This is a genomic window from Kitasatospora sp. NPDC002522, assembly GCF_053595195.1.
This window is the reverse complement of sequence record NZ_JBSFXE010000034.1, coordinates 1-17,351: the sequence shown is the minus strand read 5'-3', so window position 1 is coordinate 17,351 and position 17,351 is coordinate 1. Positions and strand designations below refer to the sequence as shown.

Genomic DNA, 17,351 nt, shown 5'->3' with positions numbered 1-17,351 from the left:
GTCACCGCCCTCACGTACGGAGCCCGCCACGCCCACCCCCGAACCCGCGCCGACCCTGGGTGACTACCAGGAGCGCCTTCGCCTGGTCGCCGACCAAGCCGAGGCCCTGGCCGAGAAGCTGCCCGGCCCCTTCGCCGCCGACCCCGGCGTCCCCGATGCCCGCCTCGTCGCCCAGCAGCTCGGCGCCCTCCAGTTCGTCCAGAGCAGCACGCTCGGCGCCGCCGATTTCGCGAACAGCATCCCGCTCGACCCCTCCGCCACCAGCGCCGCCCGGCGGACCGCCATCGCCCTCGCCGGAGCGCACACCCGGGTCACGGAGGCGACACGGCACCTCGCGCACCTCTTCCAGCACTCCGTCACCGCAGACGTCTGGGCCGTGCCCGACGCGCAGCCGGTCGACACCCGCCAGGTCTACGCCGCCGCACGGCACCAACTCGGCGCTGCAGCAAAGGAGCTGCGGATCGAGGCCGACCGCCTCCCGTCGGCCGGCGTCTCCCACCTGCCCGACCAGGCCCGCCAGCGCGCCGCGCTCACCCTGCCGCAGCGGCTGCGCCGCGCCTTCACCGGCCGCTCCGCCGAGCCCACCCCCATCGCCGCCCTTCCCCGCAGCGCCGCCAAGCCGCGCCGCTGAATACCAGGACCCCACCATGACCTCCAGCACCATCGACGAGCAGTCCCAGTGGCTGCTCGGCACCGCCGGCAACCTGCACGCCTTCCGCGAGGAACTGTGGCGCCTCTACACCTACCGCGATCCCCAGACCGTCCGCCTCGACGCGGTCCTTTCGGGGATGACCCAGGTGCAGCAGACGCTGCTGGCCAACACCACCGACGAGTACGACACCGTCACGCCCGGCTCCACCGAGCCCGAGGACATCGCCTGGCGGCGGTGCACGGTGGCGTACGCCTACGCCGCGTTGCTGAACGCCAAGGCGATCCTGCGCCTCCAGCCCGCGGTCGTCTCCGCCACGCTCATCCGCCTCGCCCCCGGCCCCGCCTACGCCTCGCCGCACCGCCTGGCCTACTTCAAGTCGCTGTCCGCCGCCCAGGAAGTCCTCGACGAGGCCGTCTGGAAGCTGCGGGAGGCCGCGGAGCACCTGACCGGCCCAGAGCCCGAGCTGCTCACGGCGTTCACCGGCGACGCCGCATTCCGCATGATCCGCTCGGCCGCCGTGAGCGCGAAGCCCGCCGAACCGGACACCGCCCGCACGGCGGCCGGGCCCGGCGCGGTGGTCGTCGCCGCGCCGCCCAGCCGCGCCGCCAGCGCCCGCACCGGGGCGCGCCGATGAGCGCACCGAACCCACACGGGCCGCGGATCGGGTCGATGTGCTCGGGGTTCGGCGGCCTGGACATGGGAGTACAGGCGGTGCTCGGCGGAGAGGTGGTCTGGCACGCCGAGATGAACCCGTCCGCCGCTCAGATCCTCGCCCACCACTGGCCTAGAGACGCTAAATCTCGGCGATATCACCGCAGTTGACTGGTCGAGTGTCCCCCCGATCGACGTCCTGACGGCAGGCTTCCCCTGTCAGGACCTGTCGGTCGCCGGCAAGCGCGCCGGCCTGATGGAGGGCACCCGCTCCGGACTGTGGCTGACCATCGCCAGCGCGATCGACGTCCTCAAGCCCAAGTTGGTGGTGATCGAAAACGTACGCGGAATCCTCAGCGCAAGCGCTGCCTCGGCAGCCGATGGCGACTTGGAATGCGGTTGGTGCGATCTGGGAGACAGCGGAGGTGAGCCTGCTCTGCGGGCACTTGGCGCGGTACTCGGAAGTCTGGCCAACCTCGGGATGGATGCGCGCTGGACGGTGCTATCCGCGGCAGCCGTCGGTGCCCCTCACCGCCGGGAGCGGCTCTTCCTCGTGGCCTGGCCAGGCGGCGCCGAGTCTGCCGACACCGCGGGCGCGCGATGCGAAGGGCCCGGATGCCTGGCGGGCCGACCTGGGCCACACCGTGGCACTGCTCAAGACCCCGACCTCGAACTTGGGGCAGATCGGCGGCTCGCAGCACCCGGACAAGCGCCGGTCGGGCGGCCACGGTCCGAACCTGTCGGACGAGGTGGAGCACCTGCTGCTGCCCACCCCGAAGGCGTCGGACGGGACGCACGGGGGGCCGAACTCCCGTGGGAGCAAAGGGGACCTGACGCTCTCCTCGGCAGCGGCCCAGCTGCTGCCCACCCCGCGGGCCTCGGACACCGGGACGCCCGGCAGGCGGGCCGGGCAGGGGTTCCGGCCGCCGCTGTCGGCGGTCCTGCTGCCGCTGTGGGAGCGGGCGCCGGAGGAGTGAGCCGGTGGGGCCCCTACGCCTCGGCCGTCGCCCGGTGGGAGCGGGTGACCCGGCCCGCTCCCGAGCCGGTCGACGGCAACGGGCGCCTGGCTCCCGCGTTCGTCGAATGGATCATGGGCCTTGACGCCGGCCACGTCACCGGCGTTCCCGGCCTGTCCCGCTCGGCGCAGTTGACGGCCCTCGGCAACGGGGTCGTCCGCCAGCAGGCGGCTGCGGCGATGCGGCTGCTCGACGCCCCCGGCCTGCTCGCCGCCGCGTGCTGCGGCGGTCGGCAGTGAGCCGGGCGCGCTTATACCGCAAGATCGGCCGGATGCGTCCGGCCGATCGCGGCGGAATCTTGTCTCACGACCCCGCGACCGCACCGAAAGGTCTCCGCCTCCCTTGACCGCATCCGAGCCCGACGAGGGCGCCGAGCCGAACTCCGGCTACGGCGACGCCCAGATCGAGGCCCTGTCCGCGAAGCTCACCGCCCTGGCGGCGGGCTTCGACGCCCAGGCCGAGCAGCTGGCCACCATGTCGTCCGCGCTGGACCCCGAGGACGACGCCCCCGGCGCCGAGCCCATGTTCATCGTCGCCTTCGAGGACCCGGCCTACTACAAAAGAGGTCGAACTCATGGTCCCGTGGGTCGACGAGATCTTCACGAAGATCTACGGACCCGAAACCACGGCGAATCGCCCGTGGTGCGTGCGCTGGCCTGAGCACCCCGAGGCCGTGGCCCGGCTGCACGCCCTGTGGCTTGCCTGGCAGGCCGCGATCGACCCCGAGGCCGGGGCGAACGGCCCCAGCTCCTGGCAGCGCGACCACCTGGAACCGGCGCTGATGAAGCTGCGCAGCGCCGACGGCCCCTTCGGGGCGTGCACCAGCTCCGGCGGTCACGTCAGCCACCGCCTGCTGGAACACCCGGCGCTGACCGACCCCGACTCCCTCACCCTCCCCACCTCGACCTGATCGGAGGCCGACATGCCCGACCTCAGCGACTGGCAGCCCGCGGACCCCGCCTCCGCCCGCGCCCAGCAGCACTTCCTGAACGCCGAAGGGGTCTACGACCTCCTCACCGAGACCGACCCCGACGACCCCGAGCCCGGCAGTGAGAACTTCCAGCTGTTCGAGGACCTCACCGCCTACGAGGGGACCGACCAGCCCGCGCTGGCCGCGCACCTGCGCTACGGCGCCGACGGCACCTTCACCCTGAGCACCCACGCCGCCCCCACGTTCGCCATCGCGACGGCGTGGCTGGTCGCCCGGGGCGCCGATGCCGGCGCCTTCCTCCACCGCGCCGGGCACTCCGGCGCGCCTGCTGACGAGCGCAGCGCCGCGGTCGCCGCCCACTTCATCGCCGACCATGCCCGGTACGAGCAGGTCGAGCACGGCATCGAGCCCGGCGAGACGTGGGTCATGCTGCGCGACACCACCTCGGCCGGTGCGGCGGCCCCGTTCCTCCTCCAGCTGGAGGCCGGCGACCCGGAACGCGGCTACACCCTGCGCATGGGGAGCTTCGCCAGCCCGCAGGAGGTCCAGCAGTGGCTGGAGCACCGGCGCGCCGCCCTGCCGCCGGTCGCCAACGGGGAGGCCACCGTCGTGTACAGCCCGCAGGCGCTTGCGGCGCGCACCCGCACCGCCTCCTCGACCGCGAAGAGCACGGCCGCCGAGGCTGTCCCGGTCACCGTCCCGGTTCCGGCCGGGCGGCGGGCCGTGCGGTGAGCGAGCAGCGGCCGAGCAGTCCTCCGGTGGGCTTCTCCGCCCACCCGGAGGCGCTCGCCGACCTGCTGGACGCACCGGCGGACGTGCGGGACCTGGCGCTGGAGTACCTGGACCGGCTGCTGCGCGCCGAGGTCCGCGGGCCGCTGCTCGACCAGCAGGGCGACCGCGACCTGCGCGACGCCCGCAAGCTCTACCTCGACGACCGCAACGCCTACCGGCTCGTCTACACCGAGCAGCGCGCACCGAACAACCCTCGCCGCCTGCTCGGCATTCACCTCGTCGCTGTCGGACGGCGCTACAACATCCAGGTCTACAAGACGGCAGCCGAGCGGCTGCAGGCCGAGCGGCTCAAGCAGGCCGCCGTCCAGGAGACCCCGCGCCCCGGCATGCCGGCACGGTTCCAGGCCGCGCTCGCCGCCTCCGCCTCCCGGCCCTCACCGGCGCACGCCGTCGCGGCCACCGCCGACGGGGCCCCGCCCACCGTGGTCGCCGCCCCTCCCGCCAACCCCACCGTCGCCGTCCGACGCTGAGACCCGCCACAGCCCCACTGCTGCAATGGAGTTCGCCATGCCCGCCACCGCCACCGTCCTGGACCGAGCCCAGCTCGCCGCCGAGGGCATCTCCACCCGCTGGTCCACCCGGGTTGTGCGCACGCTGCGCTCCTCCGGCCCACTGCGCCCGGCGGAAATCGTGGACGCCAGCCAGATCCCCGCGGGGAGCCTGCACAAGGTGACCGGCCTGCTGGAGCGTGCGGGTGCGATCACCCGGCTGCCCGTCCCGGGCAGCCGGTGGTACGAGCTGACGCTGACCGACGCCGGTCAGGCCCTGGACCCGGTCCACGGTGCCGCCTTGGCCTGGGCCGACCGGCACCTGGTCGGACGCGCGGGCCTGGCGGCAACCGAGGCCATCGACGACGCGATAAGCCTGTTCGCCAGCCCCCACACCGGGGCGGTGCTCTTCGAGCTGGTGGCGAGCGAGCCGCTGACGGTCCCCGAGCTTGCCGAGCGCCTGCCCGTCGGCGGTACCGGTGTGCTGCACCACCGCCTGTCGGTGCTGGCCGAGCACGGCCTGATCGCGCGCAGCGGCACCCCGCGGTCCTACCGGTGGGCGATCAGCGAGGCCGGCATGCACACCGGCGCGATGGTCCGCGAGCTGTCCGGGTGGGCGGAGCGGCACCTGCCCGATTCCGCCCGCCCGGCGTCCGGCCCGCGCGGCGTCTCCTCCCTCGCGGCGGCCTCCGGCAGCCACGTCAGGGTCGTCGCGGCCCCCCGTCCCGCCACCGCGCGGACCGCCGCCGCCAACCTGCACCGCGACACGCTGCGGATCCACTTCTCCCACGCGCCCAGCCCCCAGCCCCCGGCCCTCCTGCACAGCGCCGCCGCTGGCCTCCGCCGCTGACCAACGCCCATCCCTCGACCGGAAGCTCTGCTCTGACCACCACACCCACCGCCACCACCCGGCCTGGCGCGGACCGCCCGATCCGCAACGTCCTTCGCACCCCGCACGTCACCGTGCTGCTCACCGCCACCCTGGTGGGACGGCTGCCCACCGCGATGGCCCCGCTCGCCCTGCTGCTCGCCGCGCGCGCCGACCACGCCGGGACAGCGAGGGGAGCGCTACTGGCAGCGCTCTACGCCCTGTGCGGAGCCGTCGGCCAGCCGCTGCTCGGCCGGGCCGTCGACCGCCGCCGTCTGGCGGGCGTCGCGCTGGCCGCGGCGGGCGTCGCGGGCAGCGCGTTCGCCGCACTCGCCGTCCTCGGTACCGGCCGCAACCTGCTGCTCTCGTGCGCCCTGGTCGCCCTCGCCGGTCTGGCCACCCCGCCGCTGGAGGCCGGGCTGCGCGCGATGTGGCCGCGCCTGGTCGCCCCAAGCGACCAGCAGGCCGCGTTCGCCCTGGACGCCACCGCCCAAGAGCTGGTCTACGTGGCCGGGCCCGCCCTGGTCACGGTCACGTGCCAACTCGCCTCACCGGCTGTGGCGCTGATCGGCTGCGCGGTCCTCGGGCTGGCCGGCACGACGGTGGTCGCCTCCCGCCGCCCGGCCCGCGCCCTCAGCCCGGAGCGTCGGTCGGTCCACTGGCTGGGGCCACTTCGCTCGCACGGCCTGCTGGTCCTTCTGGGCGCCGCCGCCCTGCTGGGCGCGAGCCTGGGGTCGTTCAACGTGTACGCCCTGAGCGCGGCCGACCGCCACCACACGAGCTGGCTCGCCGGAGCGCTGCCGGCCGCGCTCTCGCTGGGCAGCCTGCTGGGCGGCATCGCGTGGGCGAGGGTCTCGCACCTCGTTCCCGGCGACCGCCTGCTGCGCGCGGTCAGCGTTCGCTTCGCCGTGCCGTTCGTGCTGTTCCTGCTCACGCCCGAGCCGACCCTGGCGGTGGCCGCCGCCGCCCTGCCGGGCTTCTTCCTCGCCCCATGGCTCGCCGAGGCGTTCCGTCTGGGAGACCGGCTCGCGCCCCAGGGAACAGCCACCGAGGCCGCGGCCTGGCTGGTCGCCGTCATCGGCCTGGGCGGCGCCGCCGGAACAGCCCTGGCCGGGCAGCTCTCGACGGTCGGACCCGTCGCCGTCGCCGGACTCACCCTGACGAGCGCCGCCGCAGCCTCACTGGCCCTGTCCCTGCGCCGCTGATGTGCCCCGGATCCGTCGGAGCCCCGGCCCGGCAGCGGATCAGCGACGCCAGCTCCACCATCAACTTCCGCTCGGAGTAGCCTTCTTGCCCCACGCCACCACGTCCGCCCCAGCGCCCGTCACCATCATCTGGGACTGGAACGGGACCTTGCGCGACGATGTCCAGGACCACCTCGACGCCCTCAACGCGACTCTGCCCGACCTGGGCAGCACCCCGATCACGCTGGAGCGCTACCGCGCCGCGCACCGCACCCCGATCCGCGCCTTCTACGACGCCCTCCTCGGCCGCACCCTCGACGACCAGCAGTGGCACGACGCCGACGCGGCCTTCCAGGATGAACTCGCCCGGCACCCGGTGCGGTTGCAGTCCGGCGCCCGGGGCCTGCTGCTGCGGCTACGGGCTCAGGGTGTCCGGCAGAGCCTGCTGTCCCTGTCCCTCCACGACCGACTGCTGGCCGAGGTCGGCAAGACCGGCATCAGCGGTCTCCTCGACCGGATCGACGGCCGCCACGAGCCGGTCGTCGGCAGCAAGGCGCCCGCCATGGCCCGGCACATCGCCGCCCTCGGCCACATCGTCGATCCGGCGCGCACCCTCGTGATCGGCGACACGGTCGACGATGCCGTCGCCGCCCTGTCCGTCGGCGCGGTGCCGGTCCTGCACGCCAGCGGCCTCCACTCGCCGCAACGCCTGGCCACCGCCGGCGTCCCGGTCGCCGACAACCTGGAGGCCGCCGTCGAGACCGGCCTGTCCATCATCAACTCGGCACAGTGGGAGCGGCGGTGAGCCCGGAGCCGCGAGCCGGGCGGCCCATCCAGGAGTGGAGGCCCCGCCAGGCCGGGAACGTCGACCTCGGCACCCGCCTGGTGTGCACCCGCCTTCAGGTCGAGCACCCGCGCCTGCTGCCCGGCTACGGCACCGCCACCCTCCACGGCGCCGTGGCCGACCAACTCGCCTCCGAGGCACGCCGCCTGGACGACATCCAGACCCGCATCGTGCAGCTGGCCACAGCCCTGCGGCGCGACCTGCAGCGCGTCGTCGAAGGCCGCGACGCCGACGAGCCCTCCATCAACGGCATCCTCTTCAATACCGCCCCGTCCATCGACCTGCTCGCCGCCCGCCGCACCGAACTGCACCGATCGCTGGTCTCCCTCGTCGAGGTCTACGAGACCCTGCCACCCTTCGCCGCACCAGCTCCGGCGCCCGCCGCTGCGGCGAAGACGACCCGGCAACGCGCCGCCTCCACCGGCGCACGGCGCTCGCCGGGCGAAGCAGCGGCTTCGGCGACCGCGGTCCCGGCGACCGCCGCGCGGCCACGGAGCCGATGAACGTCCGCCTGCCCGACGAAGGGACCACGACCTGACCAGCCCCTGGGACACCGGTCCGTACTACGACGCCGAGGGAACCCCGCTCCTCGCCGGCCAGCGCCTGGTGCGGCACCACCTGGACGTCTCCTCCTCGGACCTGCGGCGGCGCCACCGCGAGGACGAAGGCGCACACCGCGAACTGGCCGACCACGTCGACCTCCTGGCCCGCCAGCTCGACCTCCTGGACGACCAGATCCGCTCGAAGGCCGCCTCCATCCGCGACCGCCTGCTCCCGCTCTCCTGCGGCAACCACCGCGGCGTGGACACCAACGGCGTGCTGCGGCTGGGTGCCATGGACCTGGAGGTCCTCGGCATCCGGTACGCCCAGAGCCTCGAAACGCTGGAGCACGCCGTCCTGGCCTACCAGCGCGCCGCCCCAGCCCCGCCGCCCAATCGCGCCACCGCGGCCAACGCCCGTGGCGCTGTCCACTCCAGCCCGTCCCCCACACCCGCCCTCGCATCCGCCCCCAGCACCGGAGACCCCCATCACCGACGGGACCGAGCCGCTCCACGCCATTGACGAAGCCCTCCAGGTCGAGGGCCTCGAAGCCCACACCGAGGAGGACAAGAGCAGGTGGTGGGCGTTCGCCTACGAGAAGCAGGTCAGCGTCCTAGCCGTGCAGCACTCGGCCAACCCGCACTCGCCGCTGCTGACCGAGTCGTACCTCGTCGTCCACGACGCCACCATGACCTGGGATATCCCCGGGTCGCCGCAGCTCGCGGGGATCCACGTCCAGCGCGACCTGGGAGCCGGGACGTACCGGCTGGATTACGAGCGGGCACCGATCGTGGCGCTCGCGCAGAACTGGCTCGTCTCCCGCGGCGCCGACCTCGACCAGCTGACGCCGCACGCCGAGTGGCTGCCGACCACCGACCAGGCCAGCCGCGACCTGGAACGGCGCCTCGCCCAGGTCGGCGACCGGTTCTGGTTCGCGAACTCGTACACCTCCGACATGGTCCTGGACCCCGCCCACGCCGCGGGCGGGCCGCCCAGCGCCGCCGAGGACCTGGTCTACGACTTCAACACCTGGATCACCGCCGTGGACGAGCGGCCGGAGCCCGGACTGCACCCCGTCCGGGTGTTCTTCGAGGACGTCGACTACCTCGCCCGCACGTACACCCTGCGGGAGGGCGGCTTCCCCGACCGGGACGCCGCCTACGAGTGGACCAGGCGCGCCGGCGAGCCGGACAACCCCCTGCCGCCCGTCGAGGTCGCGCCCGTCTCCAGCCCGCGCACCGCTGCTGCCCGCGCCACCAGCCCAGCCGCCTCAGCGAGTGCCGCCCCGGCCGAGGTCGCTGCCCTGCCCACCGCCACCGACTCAACCGTCACCCGCCCCCGCACCCGGTGACGGCCCAACCCCCAGGAGTGCCCATCTCCACCGAAGTTCAGCGGGTGCGCCGCCGCCCGCGCACCACCGAGCCCCGGACCGCGCAGAAGTCCGTCCGTCTGACCCCGACCGCCCTCGCGGCCATCCGGGAGCGCGCGGCACACGAGCGTCTTACGACCTCCGGGTTCATCGCCAACGCCGCGCTGGCCGCCGCGCTGGCCGACGGACCGGTCGGCCGCCCCGACGCCGACCCCCGCCGACCGCTGGCCGAAGCGCTCGATCGCCTGGCCGGCGAGCTGCGTGCCCTCACGGATACCGTCCCCGAGCCCGAACGGGCGCAGGAAGCGCTGGCTCTGCTGCCCGGCCTGGCCGAGCGGACCTATGCCGCGCTCGACGCCGTGCTGGAGGCCGCGTGATCCCTGATATCTCCACCGGCAACACGCCCCGCCCACTGCTCAGTTATCTCTACGGCCCCGGTCGGCGCGAGGAGCACGAGGATCCGCACCTGGTCGCGGCCTGGGACATGTACGGGGCGCCCGACCCGGGCCGCGACCCGGGTGCCACCGTCGGCCAGCTGGCCTCCCGGCTGGACCAGCACGCCCGGCTGCGCGCCGCCGAACTCGGGGCGATGCCACCCAGCAGGGTCTGGCACTGCTCGGTGCGCACCGCCCCCGAGGACCCGCTGCTCACCGACGACCAGTGGGCCCAGGTCGCGCGCCGGATCGTCGCCGCCACCGGGCTCGCCCCCGCCCGCGGCCCGGGATGCCGGTGGGTCGCTGTGCGCCACGCTGTCCACCACATCCACATCGCCGGGGTCAGCGTGCTGCCGGACGGCTCGCGGCCGGCGATGCACCGCGACTCGACCCGGGCCCAGGCCGAGTGCCGGGCGATCGAGGCCGAGTGGGGACTGCGCCTCATCGGCCAGGGCGAGCGCGCAACGACCAGCTTCCCGACCACCGCCGAGATCATCAAGGCCGAGCAGCAGGGCTGGGCCGAACCGTCCCGGGTCTGGCTCCAGCAGCGGATGCACGAGGCTGTGGCCGGGGCCCGAAGCGTCGCGGAGTACGCCGCTGCCCTGGCGAGCGACGGCGTCCTGCTCCGCTGGCGCGTCGACGAATCCGGTGCCCGGATCGGCTACAGCCTCGCCCGCCCCGGTGACACCGGGACCAGCGGCATGCCGGTGTACTTCGCCGCCGGCCGCCTCGACTCCGCTCTCACCCTGCCGCGGCTGTCCCGGTTGCTTGCCGGCGACGCCGTCTCGCAGCCGTCCTGACCTGTGCCCGCCGCATCCCCTTCTCCATGTCGCCCTGCCTGCTCGGGCGCTCCCGAGCCGACCTCGCTGAGGAGGCGAACCCGCTGACGCCCGCCCCACTCGACGACTTCACCCGAGCGCTGGCCCTGCGCCTGCCCGGCCTGTGGAGCCCCTCGCTGCGCAGCAACACCACCGCCGGTCAGCGCAACGCTCTGATGGACCGGCTGTGGGACCTGGGCACCGCCCACTGGGCGCTGCTCGACTTCGCCAACGACCGCGTCGGCCAGGTCAACCACCAGGCGGGACTGGACCTGGTGGTCGTCCGACGGCCGGTTCGCTCCCACCAGTACCTCGTCGCTGCCCTCGTCCCCGTCGGCCACGGGCTCGCCCACCAACTCCAGGACTACGCTGTCCCGTTCGGGATCGCGGTCGCCGATGACCCCGCCCGTGCCGCAGCCTCCGTCGCCCGGCGCCTGCTGCCCGCCTACCAGCAGGCGCTGCGCACCGTCGGCCACAGCGCGGGCTGGAGCACCCTCACCGGGTTCCCGGCCAGCCGGTCGGTCGCCGCCACCGGCCGCAGTTCCCGTGACGTCACGGTCGTCGCCTCCCCGCAGGCCCCCGTATCCGCCCCGTCCGGCGCCAGCGCGCGCCGCGTCCGCACCTGATGGAGCTGCCCGCTTCTTGTCCACCGCCGCACCGCCCCGTCCCGACCTCCTCGTCCGCCCCGCCCACCTCGCCGGGCCAGGGGAAACCGACCTCGTCTATCTCCTCGCCTCCGAGCACGGCTGGTTCCGCCCGTTCAACGCCCCTGCCGACCTGGTCCTCACCAGCCCTCAAGAAGGGCTCACCCTCACCCGGCAGGACCGGCAGTGGACGGTGGCTGGCCCCGGCGGCTGGACGGTCCGCTTCTGCGACCGCGCTCCTGCCGAAGTGCCCTACGCCCTCATCTCAGCAGCTCAGGAAGCCGAGACCGCGCCCACCACCAACGCCGGACCGGCCACCGGCCACACGGCCACCGTGCTGCTGATGAAGTCCGGCTGGTCCGGGTTCAACCGCGATGGGTACCGGCTGGTCGCCGCGCCCGACCGCCGCGCCGCCCTCTCCTGGCCCGACACGGCCCCCGACCCGAGCCCGGTGCTCACTGCCGCCGCGCGTACCGGCGTGTGGACCGTCGAGTTCAGTCGAAGCGCACCGGACTACCTGCTCACCGCAGCCGCCGCAGCACTGCTGCGCCCCGTGCCGCGGCGGCCCGAGCAGATCCCGGAGCAGTTCCGGCACCTCGTCCGCGCCGCCCCACTCGCCCACAGCAGCGGTGACGGCCCCGTGGGGCGAACGGCCGCGGCCCGGGCACACGGCATCGCCTCGCACCCGGCCCTGCGACACCTTCCTCCGCCCACCTCTCCGCCTTCCACCGTGCACTACGGCCCAGCGGGACCAACCCGTCTGCGCCCGGATCCGCGCTGACGGGCACCGGCGGATCAGTGGCACCCCCAGGCCCCCGAACCGAACATCACGGAGAAATCGTGACCTCGCATCCTCCCGACTCCGTCGCCAACGTCACGGCCAGCGCCGCGACACCGCCGGCACTCGCCGACCACCCCGCCACGGTCGACACCGAGGCGGCAACACCAGCAGAGCTCACCGCCCAGCCCTTCGTGGCGATCCGGCACCCCCGCACGGGCGAGATCACCACCACCAGGTACAACGCCAACGCCCTTCGGATCCTGCTCCAGGCCGGCTTCGAGGAGGCTCCCAGCTGCGCCTGCCCAGCGACGGAGGCCGGCACGGACCGGACGCACGCGCCCGCTCGGCAGCCAGCGAGCTGCCCGCCGTCGACCGCTCCGTGCACCTGGGCCGGGCCCTCGGCCAGCCAGTGAGCGCCGACGGCGCGCCCCTGCCAGGCACGCCCGTACAGATCAGCGGCCCGCCTTCCAGCACGTTGTCAACCCTGCTCGCCCGCGCACCCGTTGAAGGATCTTCGCTTTGACCACACCCGGACCGCCCACCACTCCGGCACACGCCAGGCCCGGCGAACTGCGAGCCAAGGTGGCCAAACTACTGGCAGACCGGCCGACCGACACGCTCAGCACCACGGAGATAGCCAAGCAGCTGGGCCACTCCCACGGCGCCGTCAGCCAAGCCGCCCAGACTCTGGCGAAACGCGGCGAGGCTGATCAACTCGGCACCGGAAATCGGTTCCGCGCGAATGGGAAGACCGCTGCAGCCGCGCAGGTCACGGTGATCAGTCCACCGGGAACCCACTCTCCCCGCGCCGCCGCGGCCACAGCCCGCACGACCGCTCCCGCACCGACCACGCCCAAGCAGGTCGGCCCGATCCGCCGCGCGGGTGGCCAGCTCTACCACCCCCGGGAGCTGGCCGACCTGCCTGACGTCGAGGCGCTGAATCGCTTGCGCGACGCCGATGTGCCGGTGCTGCTCTACGGTCCCCCGGGCACTGGCAAGACCTCGTTGGTGGAGGCCGCGTTCCCGGACCTGCTCACCGTCGCCGGCGACGGCGACACCACCGTCGGCGACCTGATCGGCGAGTACACGCAGGACGACGCGGGAGCCTATGTTTTCCAGTACGGCCCGCTGGTCACCGCGATGACCGAGGGCCGCGCCCTGCTGATCGACGACGCCACGTTGATCTCGCCGAAGGTCTTGGCAGCGCTGTACCCGGCGATGGACGGCCGCCGCCAGATCCAGGTCAAGGCCCACAAGGGCGAGACCATCAAGGCCGAGAAGGGCTTCTACGTGGTGGCGGGCCACAATCCGGGCGTGCACGGTGCCGTGCTGACGGAGGCGCTGTCGTCCCGATTCAGCGTGCAGATCCAGGTCGGGACGGATTACGACCTCGCCATGGCGCTGCGGATCGACGCCCGGGTGGTCAGGGTCGCCCGCAACCTCGCCCGCCAGGTCGAACTCGGTGAACTTGGCTGGGCACCGCAGCTGCGAGAGCTGCTCAGCTACCAGAAGACCGAGAAGGTCCTCGGCACCAAGGCGGCACTCGCGAACTTGATCGGCATCGCGCCCGTCGAGGACCGCGACGCCGTCGTCGCCGCCGTCAGCAAGGTCATCGGCGTCAAGGACGTCGCTCCCCTCACCCTCGGCAAGCAGCTCCCCGCCGCGACCGCTTCGGCCGCCCGGCAGCCCCCGGGAAGCACCAGCTCCACGCCCCGGGGCCGCCAACGATGAGTTCACATCAGCACGTCCAGTCCTCCGCCACCGCGCCCGACGACGACGCCGACCTCGCACGCTGGGACGACGACGGTGCCCCGCCCGCACAGCCCCGTTCTTCCCCGGCCGCGTGGCTGCGTGTGGGAGCAGAGCTCGGCGATCGGCTGGTCGCCCTGTCCGGCCGCCAAGACCTGCTCGTCACCTGTCGTCCCGGCACCCGCAGCGGTGCACCGGCCGCCTTCTTCCCCGGGCTGGGGGAGGTCGAGTTCGACGCCGGCCTGTTCGCCCCCCTCCAGCCGCACGAGGTCAATCCGCGGATCGTGGGCGACGAGGACCGCTATCCCGCGGCCTGGGGCGTGTTCGTCCACGAAGCCGCCCATGCGGCCCACACCGCATGGACGAGGCTGCCCGGAGCGGACCCCCGTGTCGTCCAGGCCGCGCTTCTGCTGGAGGAGAGCCGTGTCGAGGGCGCCCACCTGATCAGGCGCCCCACCGACCGCAAGTACCTGCGCACCAGCGCCCGGACCCTGGTCCTGCCCGACATCGCCAACCCCACCTTCCAGGGCATCGAGCACGCCGCCAGCGTGGCGGCCCTGATCCTCGGCCGCCGGGACGCCGGCATCCTGGATGCTGGCGAGAGCCGGGCCGTCGCCGATCTGTCCGAGAAGGTGTTGGGCGCTGATCTGCTGGCCACCCTCACCGGCATCTGGACCGCAGCCCACCAGTGCGCTGACCACGACGACGCCACCATGCTCGCTCTCGGCCAGGACTGGTGCGACGCTCTGGCCACCGCTGCCCCTGCCGGGCCCGTGCCAGACGACCTCACCGACCTGCTGTCCGCCGCCGCAGCGGACGTCATGGACAGCATGGACGCCAACGACCGTGCCGACCTCGCGGCACAGGCCGCCGCAGCCAGCGCCATGGCCTCACAGGCCAAGGCACGAGCTCAGGACCGCGCCCAGCAGGCAGGCCAACGACGCAAGGCCGCCGCCACCGCCAAGTCGGTCTTCAACTCCCGCGGCGCCACCGTCAGCCCCGACGGCACACCGGCGCCCTACGACAACCCCGTCACCGGCACCCGCCGGCCGACCGCCGCCGAGAAGACCGCCGCCGCGCAGCTCAGCCGCGCACTCCGTGCCGCCGCCTACCGGGAGAGGACCGAGGAGCGAACCACCAGCCCCACCCCTCCTGGCCGCCTCAACATGCGTCAGGCCCTCGCTCGCGACGCGCAGCGCGCCGCCGGGTCGACGCCCACCGCGGAGCCGTTTACCCAGACCCGCCGCCGCCACTCTCCCACCCCACCGTTGCGCGTGGGCATCGCCGTTGACGTCTCCGGTTCCATGCGTGCCGCCTGCGGGCCCGTCGCGTCCGCTGCCTGGATCGTGGCCCGAGCAGCGGCCCTGACCGACCCCGACTCCCGCACCGCCACCATCGCCTACGACATGAGTCTGACCGCGCTGACCCGGCCCACCAACAGGGCGCCGGAGCACGTGACGACGTTCGACGCCCGCGGCGGCAGCCACAACCTCGGTGACGCCCTCGACGCCCTCGACCACGGCCTCGAACTCGGCCGCCCCGGCACCGGCCGCCTCCTCGTGATCGTCACCGATGCCCAGTACACCCCCTACGAAACCGCCAGCGCCGTCACCCGCATCAAGCGCCTCACCAACGCCGGCTGCGCTGTACTCCAGCTCACCCTCACCAAGGAGTCCCTCCACCTGCCGGGAACCACCCTGCTCCACCTGCCCCGGCCCTCCAGTGCCCCCGCCGCCATCGCCAAGGCCGCCACCGACGCCATCCGCAAGACACGCTGAGACGCGGAAGCCTGTCCGCCAGCTTCGCCGGGTCGAGTGGTCCACCACCGGCCAGACTCGCCGAGGCTCCGCCGGACTCATCGAAGCAGGACAATCACGCGCCGCCGCCCGGACCAATTCGGTCCGGGCGGCGGCGCGTTCGCCTGCGGCAGACAACCTGCACGAAACCCTTGACGGGACTATGTGATCCGGGCCTTCCCAAGCAAACATGGACCTCCGTCCGTGCCCCGCCCAGGAAGGTGAACCCGCTGACCGTCGTCCTGTCTGCACCCTCCGCCCCCAGCCTCCGCCCCGGCGACGCCGTGCCGAGCCGCAAGTGGCTCCTCGGCGAGGGGAACCCGAACGACCTGAACTGCTTCCTGTACGAGCACCGTTGGACGTACGTGATCGACGCCGACGGCGGTCTGCACGCCGCATCCCCGTGCACCCGCGTCTACCTGGGCTACCAGCCGGACAACCCGCGCGCCGACACCTGGACCATCTCCTTGGACGGCACCGCCCGCCAGCCCGGCTGGCGAGCCCGATTCGACCGCCACACCCCGGTCGAGGTCGTCCTCGCCGTGCTGCGCACCCTCGTCGAACACCCGGGCCGCTGAGCCCACCGGCACCTGCCCCCGCACGAAGGGAACGCCCATCTCCACCCTGCGCTCTGCCCGCGCCAAGGCCCGCCTGCTCCACCGCGTCGAGGCGGCCGAGTGGCTGACCGGCTGTGCCATGTACACCAGCTTCCTGCACGCGCTGCTGCTGTGGCCCGGCCGACCGCTGATGTCCGCCAGCGCCCTGCTGGCCGCCCTGCAGTTGGCGGTCATCTTCCTGATGCTGTGGTCGATGCCCCCGCTGGTTGCTGATGCCCTCGGTGACCGACCGCCGCGTCTTCGCCGACCGAACCGGTGAACCGACCGGCGCCGGGCCCAACGGCCCGGCGGCCAGTCACGGCACACCCGTGCCGCGCCAGTCCACCGCCCTCGGAGGCACCTTGTCCCTCCCGATCGAGCTGTCCGGGGCCGTCCTCGATCCCGCTGCCGTCCGCCGCGCCTTCGGCACGGCCTACGGCCCGCCTGATCCCGACGGCCACCGCGCAGCCTTCGCCGTGCTGGCTTACCTCGCCCCTGTCGACCGCTACCTGATCGCGCCCCTTGGAGCCCGCCCCGGCGGCACCGCACCATCGTCGCAACGCTGCGGCTGGGCGGAGCCCGCCGCTCTGGACGAGCTGGTGGTCGCCCACCCCATCCGCACCCAAGGCGGCGCCCGGTCCGTATGCCACCACCACATCCGGCCCGCAGCCCCCGGATCGTGCCGCACCTGCAGTATCCGGCCACCGCGTCCGGACTGCGGCTTCTTCCGCACCTCCCGCTACGCCCCCATCCCCGAGGAGGGATCCTGAACTTCGTGCCTGCTACCCGCCGCCAGCTGCGCCGCGCAGCCCTCGCCACGGCCGTGCTCACCGCTGCGGCCGGAGCGGAGTCCGCCGTCTTCGCGCTCTCCGGTCCCAGCGGGGCGACCACCGTCGCGCTGGTTACCCTCGCCGCCGGTGTGCTGACCTTGTACTGGATCTCTCGGAGTCTGGATGCCGACGCGGACCGCGCCGTGCGCGGCTGGCTCGACCAGTATCGCGAAGGCCGACTCGACGACGTCGCTGCCGGGACGGGCTTGCGTCCGGCGACGGCGAGACTCTCCCTGCTCCGACTGGCCCGCTCCGCTGCGGTGACCGTCTCCGGTGATCGGCGGTGTCCGGTGTACCGGCTCGCGGACTGACGCTCCTGCGACATGCCGAAGGGCGGTGGGGCACAAGGAACTTCCTTGTGCCCCACC

General features: G+C 73.6%; 26 protein-coding genes and 1 pseudogene. 26 read left to right on the top strand and 1 reads right to left on the bottom strand.

Annotation, left to right across the window (positions count from 1 at the left end; genetic code table 11):
* Positions 1-10: 10 nt before the first annotated feature.
* Positions 11-352: a hypothetical protein gene (locus tag ACWD4U_RS25835; protein ID WP_363457492.1), complete on the bottom strand. Its 342-nt coding sequence runs from the start codon at positions 350-352 to the stop codon at positions 11-13.
* A 24-nt stretch (positions 353-376) separates the two neighbouring features.
* Between ACWD4U_RS25835 and ACWD4U_RS25830 the strand changes: the two genes are divergently transcribed.
* The 26 genes and pseudogenes from ACWD4U_RS25830 to ACWD4U_RS25705 all read left to right on the top strand — a co-directional run bounded on the left by ACWD4U_RS25830 (position 377) and on the right by ACWD4U_RS25705 (position 17,294).
* Positions 377-631: a hypothetical protein gene (locus ACWD4U_RS25830; RefSeq protein ID WP_363457489.1), complete on the top strand. Its 255-nt coding sequence runs from the start codon at positions 377-379 to the stop codon at positions 629-631.
* Positions 632-647: 16 nt separating this feature from the next.
* Entirely contained in the window at positions 648-1,286 is a 639-nt protein-coding gene (locus ACWD4U_RS25825) for a hypothetical protein (protein ID WP_363457486.1), read from the top strand.
* 174 nt (positions 1,287-1,460) lie between these two features.
* Positions 1,461-1,805, top strand: a pseudogene (locus ACWD4U_RS25820) (DNA cytosine methyltransferase); the annotation flags it as partial.
* A 142-nt stretch (positions 1,806-1,947) separates the two neighbouring features.
* Complete coding sequence (locus ACWD4U_RS25815) at positions 1,948-2,280, top strand: hypothetical protein (RefSeq protein WP_363457483.1); 333 nt, start codon at positions 1,948-1,950, stop codon at positions 2,278-2,280.
* On the top strand, positions 2,277-2,558 hold the full coding sequence (locus tag ACWD4U_RS25810) for a hypothetical protein (RefSeq protein ID WP_363457480.1): 282 nt from the start codon (positions 2,277-2,279) through the stop codon (positions 2,556-2,558). The genes ACWD4U_RS25815 and ACWD4U_RS25810 overlap by 4 nt, the downstream gene beginning before the upstream one ends.
* Before the next feature lie 103 nt (positions 2,559-2,661).
* A complete protein-coding gene (locus tag ACWD4U_RS25805; RefSeq protein WP_363457477.1) occupies positions 2,662-2,979 on the top strand; it encodes a hypothetical protein in 318 nt (105 codons plus the stop codon).
* Positions 2,894-3,229, top strand: a complete 336-nt coding sequence (locus tag ACWD4U_RS25800; RefSeq protein WP_363457475.1) for a DUF4913 domain-containing protein — start codon at positions 2,894-2,896, stop codon at positions 3,227-3,229. The genes ACWD4U_RS25805 and ACWD4U_RS25800 overlap by 86 nt, the downstream gene beginning before the upstream one ends.
* Positions 3,230-3,241: 12 nt before the next feature.
* Entirely contained in the window at positions 3,242-3,982 is a 741-nt protein-coding gene (locus ACWD4U_RS25795; RefSeq protein WP_363457473.1) for a hypothetical protein, read from the top strand.
* Positions 3,979-4,512: a hypothetical protein gene (locus ACWD4U_RS25790; RefSeq protein ID WP_449787313.1), complete on the top strand. Its 534-nt coding sequence runs from the start codon at positions 3,979-3,981 to the stop codon at positions 4,510-4,512. Before ACWD4U_RS25795 ends, ACWD4U_RS25790 begins: the two co-directional genes overlap by 4 nt.
* Before the next feature lie 37 nt (positions 4,513-4,549).
* Positions 4,550-5,380 (top strand): winged helix-turn-helix transcriptional regulator, encoded by an 831-nt coding sequence (locus ACWD4U_RS25785; protein WP_363457468.1) that lies wholly within the window; start codon positions 4,550-4,552, stop codon positions 5,378-5,380.
* Positions 5,381-5,493: 113 nt separating this feature from the next.
* A complete protein-coding gene (locus ACWD4U_RS25780; RefSeq protein ID WP_363457465.1) occupies positions 5,494-6,603 on the top strand; it encodes an MFS transporter in 1,110 nt (369 codons plus the stop codon).
* 1 nt (position 6,604) lies between these two features.
* Positions 6,605-7,387, top strand: a complete 783-nt coding sequence (locus tag ACWD4U_RS25775) for an HAD family hydrolase (protein WP_363457462.1) — start codon at positions 6,605-6,607, stop codon at positions 7,385-7,387.
* Positions 7,384-7,929, top strand: a complete 546-nt coding sequence (locus tag ACWD4U_RS25770; protein WP_363457459.1) for a hypothetical protein — start codon at positions 7,384-7,386, stop codon at positions 7,927-7,929. Before ACWD4U_RS25775 ends, ACWD4U_RS25770 begins: the two co-directional genes overlap by 4 nt.
* Positions 7,930-8,032: 103 nt before the next feature.
* A complete protein-coding gene (locus tag ACWD4U_RS25765; protein WP_363457457.1) occupies positions 8,033-8,488 on the top strand; it encodes a hypothetical protein in 456 nt (151 codons plus the stop codon).
* 97 nt (positions 8,489-8,585) lie between these two features.
* Complete coding sequence (locus ACWD4U_RS25760; RefSeq protein ID WP_363457454.1) at positions 8,586-9,317, top strand: hypothetical protein; 732 nt, start codon at positions 8,586-8,588, stop codon at positions 9,315-9,317.
* A 17-nt stretch (positions 9,318-9,334) separates the two neighbouring features.
* The gene (locus ACWD4U_RS25755; RefSeq protein ID WP_363457451.1) at positions 9,335-9,712 is read left to right on the top strand and encodes a plasmid mobilization protein; all 378 of its coding nucleotides are present in this window, start codon (positions 9,335-9,337) and stop codon (positions 9,710-9,712) included.
* On the top strand, positions 9,709-10,569 hold the full coding sequence (locus ACWD4U_RS25750) for a relaxase/mobilization nuclease domain-containing protein (RefSeq protein WP_363457448.1): 861 nt from the start codon (positions 9,709-9,711) through the stop codon (positions 10,567-10,569). The genes ACWD4U_RS25755 and ACWD4U_RS25750 overlap by 4 nt, the downstream gene beginning before the upstream one ends.
* Before the next feature lie 26 nt (positions 10,570-10,595).
* Positions 10,596-11,213 carry a hypothetical protein gene (locus ACWD4U_RS25745; RefSeq protein ID WP_363457445.1) on the top strand — a complete coding sequence of 206 codons (618 nt, stop codon included), beginning with the start codon at positions 10,596-10,598 and terminating at the stop codon, positions 11,211-11,213.
* Positions 11,214-11,229: 16 nt separating this feature from the next.
* Positions 11,230-12,012, top strand: a complete 783-nt coding sequence (locus ACWD4U_RS25740; RefSeq protein ID WP_363457442.1) for a hypothetical protein — start codon at positions 11,230-11,232, stop codon at positions 12,010-12,012.
* A gap of 59 nt (positions 12,013-12,071) precedes the next feature.
* On the top strand, positions 12,072-12,425 hold the full coding sequence (locus tag ACWD4U_RS25735; protein WP_449787312.1) for a hypothetical protein: 354 nt from the start codon (positions 12,072-12,074) through the stop codon (positions 12,423-12,425).
* 169 nt (positions 12,426-12,594) lie between these two features.
* A complete protein-coding gene (locus tag ACWD4U_RS25730) occupies positions 12,595-13,743 on the top strand; it encodes an AAA family ATPase (protein WP_363457629.1) in 1,149 nt (382 codons plus the stop codon).
* A complete protein-coding gene (locus ACWD4U_RS25725; protein WP_363457439.1) occupies positions 13,740-15,539 on the top strand; it encodes a vWA domain-containing protein in 1,800 nt (599 codons plus the stop codon). The genes ACWD4U_RS25730 and ACWD4U_RS25725 overlap by 4 nt, the downstream gene beginning before the upstream one ends.
* A 239-nt stretch (positions 15,540-15,778) precedes the next feature.
* Positions 15,779-16,135, top strand: a complete 357-nt coding sequence (locus tag ACWD4U_RS25720; RefSeq protein ID WP_363457436.1) for a DUF317 domain-containing protein — start codon at positions 15,779-15,781, stop codon at positions 16,133-16,135.
* A gap of 118 nt (positions 16,136-16,253) precedes the next feature.
* Positions 16,254-16,433 carry a hypothetical protein gene (locus ACWD4U_RS25715; RefSeq protein WP_363457433.1) on the top strand — a complete coding sequence of 60 codons (180 nt, stop codon included), beginning with the start codon at positions 16,254-16,256 and terminating at the stop codon, positions 16,431-16,433.
* A complete protein-coding gene (locus ACWD4U_RS25710; protein WP_363457430.1) occupies positions 16,396-16,923 on the top strand; it encodes a hypothetical protein in 528 nt (175 codons plus the stop codon). The genes ACWD4U_RS25715 and ACWD4U_RS25710 overlap by 38 nt, the downstream gene beginning before the upstream one ends.
* A gap of 5 nt (positions 16,924-16,928) precedes the next feature.
* Positions 16,929-17,294 carry a hypothetical protein gene (locus ACWD4U_RS25705; protein WP_363457427.1) on the top strand — a complete coding sequence of 122 codons (366 nt, stop codon included), beginning with the start codon at positions 16,929-16,931 and terminating at the stop codon, positions 17,292-17,294.
* The last annotated feature ends 57 nt before the right edge of the window (positions 17,295-17,351 follow it).